Here is a 13,157-nt window from a genome sequence, read left to right as displayed (position 1 = left end):
ATTTTTCTTACTTCGGCAGAATCGGAAGGCTTTTTTTTGTTATATATGAAACAATCTCGCACAGGAAAACACATGAATTCACGCCACGCAGAAGCAATCGCCCTGATCAAGCAACTTTCCCCGTTGCTGGACGAGGAGTCCGATGTATTCCGTGAACTCGCCGTGTTCTTTGGGCACGATGCGAAAATCGAAGTCCACCGAGGAGACCTTTCAAAATTCCTGGGGCGCAAACGTCTCTACCGCGTCATCCGTCTTAAGGCAGAAAACTTCAAGGCCTGCGCCTACAGGCTCGTCGACGAGCATCCCGAAGCGATGGACGCGCTCGGCATGCTGCGCTACTACAAGGCAGCCTCCCCCATCCGCTGGGAAGAAATCGAGAACGCCGAAATAGCCCTTGGCAAGGAACTCACGATGGGAGCCTACGGCTGGGCACCCGATGCGTGGACGGCATTCGAAAGCAGCGACTGCGCGGATTCGCCCGACAAGTACGAGATGGTCGCCATCCTCGCTTTCGATTTTGGCGACTAGGACAAGCTACTGCTTCACGAATTCGAAGAACGAGACACCGAGAGCTTTTTTCTTGGCGGTTTCGAGGTATTCGGCAAAAGGCAATTCCACTGTCTTTTTGAGAATCTGCGATGCATGCCGCAGCATGGGGACCTGCCCCGGCCTCAGCACGATGAATCCTGTATGGTAGGCGTCAATGATATCGAGCTTGCTGATGAAGGCGACTCCAAGCACAGTCAGGTCCCCTTCGTGCACGGCAGAGGCCCACGCCTTCGCCTTTTCGAGGGTCAGATAATTTATCTGCACCTGCGGCTCGGGGTCATCGAACTTGATCTTTTTAGACGCGAAGAACTTTTTCTTGGGCATAGTGCGCACGATTGTCGTATCTCCATTGATGCGGATTCCGCGGGAGAACTTGCCTTCGCCCACCCAGTCCGTAAGCAGGTAGTGCTTACGGGTGCGGTAAGAAATTTTGCCATCGAAATAGCGGATGCGCTGCAGTACATTAAAGAGAGAATCCTCGTGGGATGCGTTCGCAAGGGCAAGCGCATGCTCCATGTATGTCACGCAATCGACAGAGTCCAGATAAACTAGCGGTTTTGGTTCGATAGGGTCGAACGTTCCTTCGCCCATGGGACCAATACGATAGGGAATCTTCAGGAGCATGCGGGAGAAGTATTCGAGCCGTTCATGAAAACCCGAAATTCCCTGCGCCGCAATCCACATGTCCTTCATCTTCATGTACGAAGCGTTGCCGGCGTTCGCCCAGCGGACAAGCGAAACCCAGATCGAATCCATCATGTCCTTGCAGTCGGCATCCTTGTTCTTGCCCGTCTCGTTCAAGTATAGCGCAACGGAAAGGGTATCGCCCATAGCGAATATGTAGCCCGCGAGCCCGTGGACCTCGCTGATGTAGCCCGTCTTGAACTTGGTAAGCCATGTTTCCTGCAGGTCCATCATGCGCTTGCTGCCCGAACCGATGCCCGGGCGCGCGAAACTGTTGATATAGAAGTTTCCCTTGGGGTGGCGCGCCATGGCGGCAAGCATCTGCGTTTCCGACGACGGCTTGATCTTGTTCTTGCTCGATAGTCCGCAGCCGTCGAACACGACAAAACCGCTGGTGTCGACGCCAATCTCGTTCAAGAACTTGGCCTCCATGGCCTTCGCCTTTTCGACATTTCCTTCGCCCGTCATGAAGGCGGCCATGTTGCGGAACAGGGATTCGGCATGCAGGTTCTGGCTTTTCTGGTTGATTTCATCCATGACGCTCAGCAACGGCGCCGCGGAAAAACTGAACTGCTGGAGCTTGGCGCCCATGGGGGCGTCGGGAGCTTCGGCATAGCGGATGCCGCGCTTTTCAAAAGCGGTCAGGAGCGCCGCCTTGAAATATCCGATGGCGCCACGCACGGGCACGGTAATCTGCGTCGAATCCGACTCGATGTCGAATTCCCCTTCGAGCTTGACGACAGGTTTATCGGGGTCCATCTCGCGTGTCCACTTGAGCTTCTGCTTGCGTTTGCGCTTGTTCCGGGGAGCCACTTTCGTGACGAGCTTGTTTTCGATCCGCACGTAGCCCACGTCCGGATGCACGCTCACCTGGACCAGGTCGCCTTCCTTCGCACCAGGCTTGATGCGTATCAGTGCGCAGTTGTCGTTGAACTGTAGCGGCGTGACCTCGGCCCCGTACCAGAAATCGTAAAAATCCTTGCGCCAGTGTTCCGGTTTCCACGGGCCGCTATAGTAGGAGGAATCCAGGTCGATGCGTCCCTGAATGAAGTCGATTCCGAGAGCCCTGATGGAATCGGCTACTGCATAGAACCAGTAAAGCGGATCCTTGTAGTAGCGCGCAGAGAGGTTCGGGTCGCCTTCGCCGCGTACGTTCAGCACGCCCCGGAAAGTGCCCCCCTGCATGTTCCCGTTGAGCGTCACCTTCGTTTCGGGAGCGTAGTCGAGCGGAAGCCAGTGGAGCGCCGTCGCCGTCGAGAGCGTCTTCATGGTGCTTGCCGGAGTAAAATACTCGTCTGCCTGGATATTCAGCAGTTCCTTGCCCGTACTCACGGAGCGCACGGAAAGTCCCAGCTTGGAGCCCGGAAGCAACGAATCGACATAGACCTGGAACGAATCCAACGGGATGTCTGCAAAGAGCGAGGATACAGACAACGTTATCAAAAATGCAATGTATCGAGCGAATCTCACCTGCCGGATCTCCCGCCCGACCGGCGATTGCGGATAAACTTTACTAGCAGCCACACAAGCAACGCAAAGATTACGACCACTAGGATACAACCGACGACAAGCACCACACGCCACACGGGGAACGGAGGTTCCTGCGGTTCAAAGCTGAGATTCTCGGGCGTCACTTCCTCGATTTTTCCTAAAAGGACGCCCTCGATCCAAGGACGGAGCGCGCCAGCATCGACTCGCGGCGCGTTCCCGAGGACACTGTCGATTTGGCGGTCGGTTTCGAGAAGGAGCCCGGCCATTTCTCGGGCACGAGCAACGGGATCAGCCTCCCCGGAGAACATATTGCCCATGTTGTTGGAAAGGCCGATGAGCAGGTTTTCAATGGCGCCCCACTCCGGAATATTCGGGAAACTACGGCCATGTTCAAGATCGTTGATCAGCTGCGAATACCGGCGGTCCTGCATCCAGATACGCATGAGGCCGCGGTCCGAAGGAGGGAATCCGACGGAACGGCAGAACGCATCCAGGTTGTCAACTCGCAACAGGTAGGCAAGCAGGGATTCCGCCTTCTCAAATTTCAGGGAATCCGCATTCGAGGGGAGCGTGAGGTGGCTACCGCCCACGAACGTGGAGCGGCCCTGCGGGCCGGCAGGGAAAGGCACAATCATGATTCCGTCATCGGCAATAGCGGTGGAACGAAGCCCGCCCGCAGAAGCCGGATACTCCAGCTGGCGGATCAGTTCCGAGGTGCTGTAGTGGAGCAGCTGTTCCGAATGGACGAAGCGCGCAGCACTGCGTTCGGAATTGTCCTGCAGAGCGAACGGAGCAAGTTCCGTATCACCCAGAATTTTCGCATAGGTCGCCACGCCCTTCAAGGTGGCCGTATCGAGCAAGCCGCTCCTGTAGCGCTGGCCATTCTTGACGATGAAATCCCCGCCCTGGTTCCAGACAAACGGAGCCATCATCTGGGGCCCGGTCCAGTCGTCCTTTCCGGGAAGCGAGAACGCGGCCACCGGTTTCATCTCCGTATTCTTGAGCCCGCCCCTGTTGATTTCGCGGAGCGCACCCATGAACTTCGGGAAATCCTCGATATCGGATTCCAGGATGCCGAGGCTGTGCCACAGCCACTCATTCACGAAAAGCGCGCGCACATCGAGGAACCACGGGAAGGCGTATATCCCGGGCCTGTCCGCAATATGGCCTGCGACGTAGGTCTGGGGGTAGAACCTTGACGAATCCATCTGCGCAAGCATGGAATCGAGGACGCGAATCTTGCCCGTCGCCGCGAAATGCGGGACCCATGTAGAACCAAGCTGCAACAGGTCTGGAGCGGAACCCGACGTATCCGAAAGCGCGCGGGAAATTTCGACAAAGGCCTCGCCCCAGTTGAGCACGCGAACCTTCACGGGAGTTCCCGTTTCGCGCTGGAACTTCTTCACTATCTTGTGGATGGACTTCTGCGAGCCGAGCCCGTTGTCCATCACCCAGAATTCAAGCGTATCGGCCCCAACCGGCCTGCCGATTACAGATTCGGCATGCACCGTGACGCAAAGCGACGTCGTGAGAAAAACAAAAGCAAGAAGATCCTTCAGCAGTTTACTCATTTGGCAAATTTCTCAAAGTCCTCGAAATACTGGGGGTAGGTCTTGTTCACGCAGGCGGGGTCCATGATCTTGACGGGGACTCCTCCAAGCGAGACGAGGCTGAAGCACATGGCCATGCGGTGGTCGTTGTAGGTCTCGATGGTCACCGGCTGCAATGTTTCGGGCGGCGTAATCGTTATGGAATCGTTCGATTCGCGGACCTCGGCCCCCACCTTGCGGAGCTCTGCCGCCATCGCAGCAATGCGGTCGGTCTCCTTCACGCGCCAGCTCGCGATTCCGCGGATTGTCGTAGGCGCATCGGCAAACAGCGCAAGGACAGCAAGCGTCATGGCGGCATCGGGAATCTCGATGGCGCTGTAATCGCCCAGGCTCTTGAGCTTGCCCTTCGGACCGACACACTCGATAAAGTCTTCTCCGTTCTCGGAGCCATAGCGGATATCGGCCCCCATATCCCGCAGGACCTCGGCGAATGCGACATCGCCCTGGATACTGTTCCTGCCCACGCCGAGCACCTTCACGTGGCCACCCGAAATAGCGGCGGCCGCAAGCGGATAGGAGGCAGAACTCGCATCGCCTTCGACAAAGAAATCGCCGGGGCTACTGAAGACTCCGTGGGGCACGTCAAATTCGTAGGGGTATCCGGCAGGCCATTCTACATTCAGCCCGAAACGCCTCATCACGGAAAGTGTCATCGCGACATAGGGTTCCGAAATCAGTTCGCCCTCGACGCGGATTTTCAGATGCGACTTGCAGTAGGGCGCGCAGATCAGGAGCGCCGTCAGGTACTGGCTCGAGATGTTGCCGCGGACGGAGACCTCCCCGCCTTCAAGGCCGTGCGCACTGATGGTCACCGGAGGGTACCCTTCCGTTTCCTCATACTTGATTTCGGCACCGAGCTTCTGCAGGGCATCGACCAGGTCGCGGATGGGACGCTCGCTCATGCGTTCCTCGCCGGAGAGGCAGAAAGTGCCACTGCCAAGAGTCAGTGCCGCGCAGAGCGAACGCATCGCCGTCCCGGCATTTCCCAGGTAAAGTTCGGCCTTCTTCTCGCCCGATGCATCCGCGGGGGCATCGATCGGGCCGCCGTTGCCGTAGACGGTCGCTTCCGAAAAATCTTCCGAAAATTCGATTTTCACGCCCAGCTTCTGGAGCGCTTCGCCCATGTAGCGCGTGTCATCGCTCCTGAGCAGGTTGTGCAACCTAGTCGTTCCGCAGGCCAGCGCCGCAATCAAGAAGGCGCGATTCGTGATGCTCTTGGAACCGGGGACGCGGACGACGCCGCTAAAAGACTTAGAAGGCGGCAACAGCTTGTAAGAGGGACGGAACTGAAAATCTTCCATGCTTCAAAATTATAAATTATTGAAAGGAACAAGAAAGGAAGGTGCCCCATGGAACAGGAAATCACGACCAAGGACTTCGAAGTTCGCTTTTCGGACTGCGACCACCACAGCCGCCTCAAACTGTCGAACCTTTTCCTGTTCATGGAAGAGACCGCCATCGCCGACGCCGAAAGGAACGGATTCGGGCTCTGGAAAATGATGCAGGCGGGCTACACCACCGTCATCACGCGCATGAAAATCCGCATCCTGCACACGCCCGTCTGGGGCGAGAAGATTTCCGTATCGACATGGGCGAAGGATTTCTACAAGGACAAGGTCTGCCTCAAGGACTATTCCATCCTCGATTCACAGGGGCACTCCATCGCTCAGGCCACGTCGAGCTGGCTTCTGGTGAACCTCAAGACGGGGAAATCCGAGAACCCGGCCAACAGCCCCTTCCCCATCCCGCTTTTTCGCGGCAAGGATGCGCTTCCCGAAATGATGGAAATCCTGGATCCCGAAATCGAGCCCAAGGTCATCCGCACCGAAATCGCAAAATACAGCGACCTCGACATGAACAAGCACGTGAACCACTGCCGCTATGTCGACTGGGTCATGGATTCCCTTGACAAGGAAGAAATCAGGAGCCGCCGCATCCGTTCCATACAAATGAATTATGTCACGCAGGTGCCGCTCGGAGGCGAAGTAAATATCGTCCGGTTCAAGAACACAAACCACCACGCCTATATCTTCGGCATGAACGCGGGCGACATGACACAGTGCCACTTCCAGGCTCGCATCGGATTCCAGGACTAGTCGCCACCGGCGACAACCCCAAGACCGGGCCACAGTTCAAACCGCACGCTTCCGTCCCTGTCCGTACGGAAAAAACGCGCCGAGTCCCCGAGGACATATTCGAACTTACGGACAACCAAAGCGGAAGGATGGCCGTAGCGGTTTTTTTCGCCAACGCTCGCTACCGCATATTGCGGAGACACCCGAGCAAGGAAGGGAAGCGAGCTGCTCCCCGCAGAACCATGGTGCGCCACCTGCAGCAGGTCGGCCGAGAGCGTCGGGAACAGTTCCAGCAGGCGGCGCTCCCCCGCGGAATCCAGGTCTCCCGTCAAGAGGACCGTTCCTGCGCCATACTCCACGCGCACGACCACGCTTGCCGGATTCCCGCCCTCGCGCACGTAGGCGGGTGGCCAGAGCACGTCGAATCGGGGAGCAGGTGCCGATTCCGGCATGTCGCCGCACAGGGCGAAGGACACCCCGCGCATCAGCGTATCGACGGGGATAGAGGCGCGACGCGCTATCGCTAGCACGCTGTCGCGTACGAACCCGCCCGACGTATCCGGCCCCACGAAGAGGTTCCGGACGTGGACTTTCGATCCGAACTCGAAGAACCCTCCGCCGTGGTCGCGGTGGTAATGGCTCACGAGCACCCATTCGAGCGAATCTATGCCGCGCGCACGCAGCGTGTCGGCGACTCCCGCGGAATCGGGCCCCGAGTCGTAGAGAGCATAGCGCCCCCCGCACTCCAGCAGCACCGCGAGGCCCTGCCCCACGTCCAGGACCGTCACGACAAGAGGCGAAGGAGGCGCCTCCCCCTCGCGGATAATTTCGGGCGAGCATCCCGCCACGAAAGTGAAAAGCAAAATGCCCATAGGTCCAAAGAACATTCTGGGCAGGAACGGCAGGAAAAACCGGAATTTCAGGAAAAGAAAGTATCTCATACCTATAAAAACGATTTCGCGGCGAAAATGTGCCAAATCAGTCGTTTTTTTTATTAAATTTGCAGTATGCAGTTACCCAAATACAAGAAAAAGAAGCGTATCAAGCTCAAAATCTGCCAGGAGCCCGGCTGCGGCCGCGAATTCTGGGGCCACCCGATCGCCAAGTACTGCGAACTGCACCGCGACATCAAGTTGCGCCAGAAGCAGAAGAAGAACGTGGAAAGCATCGAGTCCAAGAACATCATCTTCCGCCACAACTACACGGAGTCCATGGACCTCACCTTCAAGTGCTGCCTCGAAGGCTGCGACGGGACGTTTACCATCAAGGTCTTCCCCAAGCAGACCGTGTATCCCCGCTTCTGCCTGGAACACAGGAACGACTTCAAGCGCGAGAATTTCATCCGCATCATGCAGAAAAAGAACGGCTAGGCGCCCGACCCGGCCTTTTTTGCGACTTTTTTAATGCCATCCCTTGAAATTTGGGGTGGCTTTTTTATATTTGGGCTCACACTCATGGTGGGTGTAGCTCAATTGGTTAGAGTCCCAGATTGTGATTCTGGATGTTGTCGGTTCGAGTCCGGTCACCCACCCTCAAAAAATCCCGCGATTTCTCGCGGGATTTTTTTTAGAAATCGATTCCGAGCGAAAGCACCGGCATTCCGAAATAGGCTATGAAGCCGTCATCGACCCGGTCGTAATCCGGCGAATAGTAGCTATTCGCGGGATTCGAATAACGCCAGTCATTATCCGAGACCAGGAGTATGCCGGAGATGATACCCACATCCAAATGGAAACCCTGTCCAAAGCAGAACCGGTATCCACCCGAGAACGCGAACACGAACGTATACCATTGGTAATCCTCTTCGCTCAGTGCGCCCTTAGAGTAGACTGCTCCCGTATATCCTACTTCCAGCAGGCCACCGCCATACCAGCCTCCGTTGCTCCTCATGACAAGGGATTTCATTTCGAACCCGAGCGCGACACCGGACAACTCGTCCGGACTGTTCGAAACAAGCGAGTAGGTATAGCCGAACTGCGGCAACCTGATATAGACATCGGCAAGCAGGGACGACCCGCGACGGTACCCTACGCCCACCATGGGCCCCCAAAGGGCAAATCCCAGCGGCTGGGCCCAGACGCTGAAGGCGTTCTCCTTCGCCTTGTACCACACGGATTCGGGATCTTCCATCTGATTCTTGCGCGGGGCACTCGCAGCTCCCTGTTCAACATAGACCACTGTCGGGGCGGCAGCGGGTGCGGCGGCAGGAACGTCCGGTTCGTCGAACGTTTCGATTTCGCCGTTAGCGTAGGTGACGCTCGCCACCTTGCCAATCGGGACAACAAGGTCCATCCCGTCCTGGTAGCTGAATTTTTTGTAGCGGATTGATTCGCCATCCATCTCGATGATCTTGGCCTCGACATCCTTGCCGTTCTTCAGATGGATGATATCCTGGGAAAAGGCCTCCGGCACGCAGAACAGGGCGAGCGAAAGCGCCAAAAGAAGTTTTTTCATAAATCTCTCTTATTGTGGGCGGCGTTCATCCTACAGCATCGAATCGACATCTTTCTTCGCATCAAGCCACATTTGCAGCAACTTGACAAGTCCCTTGTTGTCGGACCAGCCGCCCGGAATGTCGTCCGTATCCTGCAGTTTGACCGTAAAATTATCAAATATAATGGCCGCATTGGCATTCGCATGCGAATAATTTTTCGTCGTCGACTTCAATCTGGCGATAGCCTTCTCGATATTGCTCTCGGTAATGACTCCATCGATCAGGGTATCCTTGTTTATCTCCTTCAGGCCCCATTCGTTTTTCACAATATCTTCATCGGCCCAGAGCAGCAGCTGTGCTTCCGACGATATGCGTGTCACATTGTCGAGATTGATATGGCCGCCTTCAATAGGATACCAGCATGCCGTGCTCTTCTTGCACCCAGCCAGGGCAAGTATACCAATGATCATTGTCAGAAGGATTGCTTTTTTCATTAGATGTTCCTTTGTTGATGTTTATTAAAATGTCTTATTCCTTGGTCGTCTTGATGCACTCGTTCACGAGCTTCAGGACAATGTCGCCCGAATCCGGGTCCATCATCATGTCGAAGGTCGAACGTATGGTAAAACAGAAGCCGTCGATGTCGTAGCTGATATCGAGCGGCGGCACGATGCACTTGTTCAGGTAATCGAGAATCAGACGCTCGCGGGTGTAGTCCATCGATTTCAGGATGTTTTCCTCGCTCTTGAGCATCAGGGAGCTCAGGTAGCTGTAATGGAGGTCGTAGGTGTATTCCGCGAGGAGCTCCTTGGGGATATACGATATGCCGTCCATCCTGAGCACCGGGGAATTCTTCGTCAGGTTCCAGAACAGGAACCCCTTGTAGCCCATGTCGTAAGATTTCGTATGCGTCGCCTCGCCCGATTCCATGAACTTCGCAAAGGCGTCCTTTCGAGTAAAGTAATTCTTCATCGCCATGTCGTCTTCCGAAATGAACGCCGAAAGGATATGGCCATACGGCGTATCCTTGTAGACGCGGCCCACATGGTATATGCGCTTGATGTTCCCCTTGCCCGTTCTGGTACGGTAGGAAATCTGCTTCGTCGAGCCGTCATCGGCCTCGAACTGTTCCTTGAGCTCGTTGCCTATCTTCTCGTAGTCTTCCGGAAGGATAGCGTTCCTGAAATTCGCGCCGACGAAGTCGCGGAACTCCTCGGGGCTCCCGCATTCGAAGATATCGAGCGCACGGGCATTCACGTAGAGGATTTTCCCAGTCATGACGTTGATAAGGACCACGCCGCCGGGAACATACTCCATATAGTTGAGCGCCATCTGGTGCTGCAGTTCCGCATGCCGGATTGCGCCCGCCACCTTCGCCTTGATCATTCCCTTGTCCGTGATGGGCTTGAGAATAAACTGGTAGGCGCCCAGGCGGATGCTCTCCTTCGCAAGTTCCAGGTTGTCCGTCATCATGACGAACGGAATCTGGAGATCGCGCCTGCTTCCCTGAAATTCCTGGATGAGCCTAAACCCGTCCATTTTCGGGAGGCCCGCATCGAGCAGCACGAGAGAAATGTTCCTGCGGTGTTCCAGCAGGAGTTCGTGCGCCTGCGCGCCGTCGCTTGCGATCAGCATGTTGTAATCCGCCCGCAAGACACTTTCAAGGAACGCCCTGTTCTGCGGGTTGCTGTCGGCGAGCAGTACCGTCTTCGTCCGCACGGGAGCAGTCACGCTCTCGTTGTTGGGCAATCCGTCAAACGCGCTCACGTGCGTATTGCGCAGCATCAGGTTGTATATGTGGCAGCCGTTGATATCGGCAACCAGGCTCCCCCTCACGAATACATAGACCCCGTGAGTCGCATACGTCATTTCGCATGGCGACATGTAGGCCATCCTCTCCCCTTCGCGCAGCGTGTAGTACACCGGGTTCTGGGGATTGTTGGAAGCGTCTTCCACGTCCTTCCTGCTCATAAACCCGAGGCTCCGGAGCTGTTCCTCGTACTGCCGGTTCGCAAACAGGAACTTGAACACCCCGTTTTCGTAGGTCATTATCGACATGGGCGTTTCCACCAGGTAGTCGAGGCTTCCCAGTTTCGAATAGACCGCCCTCATGTTGGCGTCCTCGACGACGATACCCCTGGTTTCCATGTGCTTCATGGTATCGGCCAGGGGCTGCGGCTTGCCGTAATAGTAGCCCTGCGCCTTCTCGCACCCGATGCCTTTCAGGAAATCCATCTGCTCCTGCGTCTCGACACCCTCGGCAAGCGTCTTCAGGCCAAGGCGTTTCGCCATGCGGACCATCGAACTGATGATGATGCGCGAAACATCGTTCAGGTTCGAGAGGAACGCCATATCGATCTTGAGTTCGTCGAACTTGTAATCCTTGAGCGTGTTGAGCGAGGAATACCCGCTCCCGAAATCGTCCATCCAGACCTCGAAACCCGCCAGGCGGAAGCGCTCGATTTCGCGCTGCACGTAAGGGTCCGACGCCATGATGCTCTCGGTGATTTCGACACGGATGAACTCGTGGCCTATCCCGAACCTCCTGAGCGTCCCTTCGACCACCTCGAAGATGTCGCAGCCAGTAAAATCCAGGCGCGAAAGGTTGAACGACACGGGGACCACCGGGCGGCCGTGTTCCAGTTCGTCGCGCAGTTCCCTGCAGACAAGCTCTATGACGTGGCTGTCGAGCTTGTGAATCTGGCGGGAATCCTCGAGCGCGCCGATGAACACTCCCGGATTCAGGAATCCGTACTGCGGGTCTATCCAGCGGGCAAGCGCCTCCATGCCGCAGAACGTTTCCGTAATCGTGCGGACGACCGGCTGGTAGTAAATCTTGATATAGCCGTTCGCGATCGCCTCGTCGATATGGTTCACCACGTAGTTCTGCAGCAGGAGATCCTTGTGCAGGCCATCGTCGTAATAGCGGATAAACTTGTCGCCCTGCTTCTTCTGGAGGCTGCAGGCGAGTTTCGCCTTTTCGATCGCTTCCAGGAATTCATCGAGTTCCTCTATCCTGCAGATTCCGACATAGAGGTCCATCGATATCTTCGACACAACCCCCTTGACGCACTTGCGGATTTCGGCCAGCTTTTCCTCGATGCCGTCGATGTCCGCGATTACCGCGAAGTGGTCGTTCGCGAGACGGCAGATCAGGTTATTCCCGAACTGTTCCCTGAGGCAATCCGCAAGGTTCACCAGGAGTTCGTCGCCCCTGCGGAACCCGTTCGCGCTATTGTAGAGCTTCATCCCCACGATATCGATAAACGCAAGGACCGGGGCGCCTCCCGCCTCCCTGATTTCGTCGATATAGTTCTCGCCGCACAGGCGGGCATATTTCAGATTCGCAAGTCCCGTCAGGGGGTCGAAATAGCGGTCGGCATGTTCGCTCACGGTCAGGAATATGGAGCTCTTCCCCTTCCACGAAATCTGGGATACGTTCAGTATCAGGTATTTCCCGGAACGCGGGCTCCGGATAATCGCCTCGCCCCTTTCTAGGATGCCGTTGATAGACGGCAGCAGGGTCAGTTCGTCTTCGTTGAAGAAGTAATCCGCCAGCTTGATTCCCGAATCAAAGGCCTTCACGGGTTTCCAGACGCGTTCAATCGACGCGCTGACCATATAGATCTCATACGTTTTCGCATCGAAGATGACAAACGGGTCCACCTTGTCCGTACTCAGGAACTCCACGACGCTGCCTTCGAAATTCTGGAGGGATTTCCCGTTCGCATCGAGCGCGTCGGTAACATCGTCGTAGACGACCACGGCGCACTTCGAGCCGTCCTCGAGATGGCGATGGTAGCCCACCGCATGGATGGTACGGTATGCATCCTCGCCGCGCAGCTTCTGGCGGTAGACGACCTCGTAGCGGCCACCTTCGAGTTTCGCGAATTCGGCAGCCCTGGTCGCGACGTAGACGGTATCTTCAGGGTGAACGCCCCTGTACATGTCCGTGTCGAGAAGGCGGATGACGTCTTCTCGCGAGGAACCGGGAACATGCAGGCGCACAAGCCCGTCCGAAACGAGGACTGTCCGGACGCAGCCGCCGGTAAACTGGTAGACGGCTAGCGGAATTTCGGAATTCTCCAGTTCCCGACGCAATATCTCCGGAAAACAACCAATCTCTTGCACCGCCATAACCAAGCCACCTGATAAAACTTCATCTTCTTTACCATTAAACTAATCTTTTATTTTCGATAATGCAAACACTTTCTTACATTTTTGTCACAAAAACCCCTGGATTTGCGTTTTTTCATAAAAAAAAAGGACCGTCCCGGGAAGGGACGGCCCATTTAATGTTTGAAGATCCTCGCC

Annotated in this window: 10 protein-coding genes and 1 tRNA gene; 4 read left to right on the top strand and 7 right to left on the bottom strand. The window is 56.0% G+C overall.

Annotation, left to right across the window (positions count from 1 at the left end; all coding sequences use genetic code 11):
• The first annotated feature begins 72 nt into the window (after positions 1 to 72).
• On the top strand, positions 73 to 528 hold the full coding sequence (locus B2952_RS10110; RefSeq protein ID WP_290736603.1) for a hypothetical protein: 456 nt from the start codon (positions 73 to 75) through the stop codon (positions 526 to 528).
• A 6-nt stretch (positions 529 to 534) separates the two neighbouring features.
• On the opposite strand, the gene dacB is transcribed toward B2952_RS10110, so the two are convergent.
• The 3 genes from dacB to aroA are packed head-to-tail and all read right to left on the bottom strand — an operon-like array spanning position 535 to position 5,635.
• The gene (dacB, locus tag B2952_RS10105) at positions 535 to 2,676 is read right to left on the bottom strand and encodes a D-alanyl-D-alanine carboxypeptidase/D-alanyl-D-alanine endopeptidase (RefSeq protein WP_290736607.1); all 2,142 of its coding nucleotides are present in this window, start codon (positions 2,674 to 2,676) and stop codon (positions 535 to 537) included.
• 23 nt (positions 2,677 to 2,699) lie between these two features.
• Positions 2,700 to 4,295, bottom strand: a complete 1,596-nt coding sequence (locus B2952_RS10100; protein ID WP_290736610.1) for an extracellular solute-binding protein — start codon at positions 4,293 to 4,295, stop codon at positions 2,700 to 2,702.
• The gene (gene aroA / locus B2952_RS10095; protein WP_290736613.1) at positions 4,292 to 5,635 is read right to left on the bottom strand and encodes a 3-phosphoshikimate 1-carboxyvinyltransferase; all 1,344 of its coding nucleotides are present in this window, start codon (positions 5,633 to 5,635) and stop codon (positions 4,292 to 4,294) included. The genes B2952_RS10100 and aroA overlap by 4 nt, the downstream gene beginning before the upstream one ends.
• A gap of 48 nt (positions 5,636 to 5,683) precedes the next feature.
• On the opposite strand from aroA, the gene B2952_RS10090 reads away from it, so the two are divergent.
• Positions 5,684 to 6,430: an acyl-[acyl-carrier-protein] thioesterase gene (locus B2952_RS10090; RefSeq protein WP_290724890.1), complete on the top strand. Its 747-nt coding sequence runs from the start codon at positions 5,684 to 5,686 to the stop codon at positions 6,428 to 6,430.
• Here the strand turns inward: B2952_RS10090 and B2952_RS10085 are convergent.
• The gene (locus tag B2952_RS10085) at positions 6,427 to 7,350 is read right to left on the bottom strand and encodes a ComEC/Rec2 family competence protein (protein ID WP_290736616.1); all 924 of its coding nucleotides are present in this window, start codon (positions 7,348 to 7,350) and stop codon (positions 6,427 to 6,429) included. The two genes, B2952_RS10090 and B2952_RS10085, sit on opposite strands and share 4 nt — an antisense overlap.
• Before the next feature lie 66 nt (positions 7,351 to 7,416).
• Here B2952_RS10085 and B2952_RS10080 point away from each other — a divergent pair, with 66 nt between their 5' ends.
• Positions 7,417 to 7,779: a hypothetical protein gene (locus tag B2952_RS10080; protein ID WP_173365230.1), complete on the top strand. Its 363-nt coding sequence runs from the start codon at positions 7,417 to 7,419 to the stop codon at positions 7,777 to 7,779.
• Between the two features lie 87 nt (positions 7,780 to 7,866).
• Positions 7,867 to 7,940, top strand: a tRNA-His gene (locus B2952_RS10075).
• 35 nt (positions 7,941 to 7,975) lie between these two features.
• On the opposite strand, the gene B2952_RS10070 is transcribed toward B2952_RS10075, so the two are convergent.
• Genes B2952_RS10070 through B2952_RS10060 form a run of 3 tightly spaced genes read right to left on the bottom strand, consistent with a single transcriptional unit; the run spans position 7,976 to position 12,944 of the window.
• Positions 7,976 to 8,863, bottom strand: a complete 888-nt coding sequence (locus tag B2952_RS10070) for a hypothetical protein (protein WP_290736619.1) — start codon at positions 8,861 to 8,863, stop codon at positions 7,976 to 7,978.
• 30 nt (positions 8,864 to 8,893) lie between these two features.
• Positions 8,894 to 9,337 (bottom strand): hypothetical protein, encoded by a 444-nt coding sequence (locus B2952_RS10065; RefSeq protein ID WP_290728647.1) that lies wholly within the window; start codon positions 9,335 to 9,337, stop codon positions 8,894 to 8,896.
• A gap of 34 nt (positions 9,338 to 9,371) precedes the next feature.
• Positions 9,372 to 12,944 (bottom strand): EAL domain-containing protein, encoded by a 3,573-nt coding sequence (locus B2952_RS10060; protein ID WP_290736621.1) that lies wholly within the window; start codon positions 12,942 to 12,944, stop codon positions 9,372 to 9,374.
• Positions 12,945 to 13,157 lie beyond the last annotated feature (213 nt).

The organism is Fibrobacter sp. UBA7003 (assembly GCA_002449765.1).
Classification (GTDB): Bacteria; Fibrobacterota; Fibrobacteria; order Fibrobacterales; family Fibrobacteraceae; genus Fibrobacter.
Note: the sequence above shows the minus strand (reverse complement) of the source record. Positions and strands in the feature narration are given on the sequence as shown.

Bases quoted from the DNA above. Each gene is read 5' to 3' on its own strand.
- B2952_RS10110 (WP_290736603.1), top strand. From the start codon at position 73: ATGAATTCACGCCACGCAGAAGCAATCGCCCTGATCAAGCAACTTTCC.
- B2952_RS10100 (WP_290736610.1), bottom strand. From the start codon at position 4,295: ATGAGTAAACTGCTGAAGGATCTTCTTGCTTTTGTTTTTCTCACGACG.
- aroA (WP_290736613.1), bottom strand. From the start codon at position 5,635: ATGGAAGATTTTCAGTTCCGTCCCTCTTACAAGCTGTTGCCGCCTTCT.
- B2952_RS10090 (WP_290724890.1), top strand. From the start codon at position 5,684: ATGGAACAGGAAATCACGACCAAGGACTTCGAAGTTCGCTTTTCGGAC.
- B2952_RS10085 (WP_290736616.1), bottom strand. From the start codon at position 7,350: ATGAGATACTTTCTTTTCCTGAAATTCCGGTTTTTCCTGCCGTTCCTG.
- B2952_RS10080 (WP_173365230.1), top strand. From the start codon at position 7,417: ATGCAGTTACCCAAATACAAGAAAAAGAAGCGTATCAAGCTCAAAATC.
- B2952_RS10070 (WP_290736619.1), bottom strand. From the start codon at position 8,863: ATGAAAAAACTTCTTTTGGCGCTTTCGCTCGCCCTGTTCTGCGTGCCG.
- B2952_RS10065 (WP_290728647.1), bottom strand. From the start codon at position 9,337: ATGAAAAAAGCAATCCTTCTGACAATGATCATTGGTATACTTGCCCTG.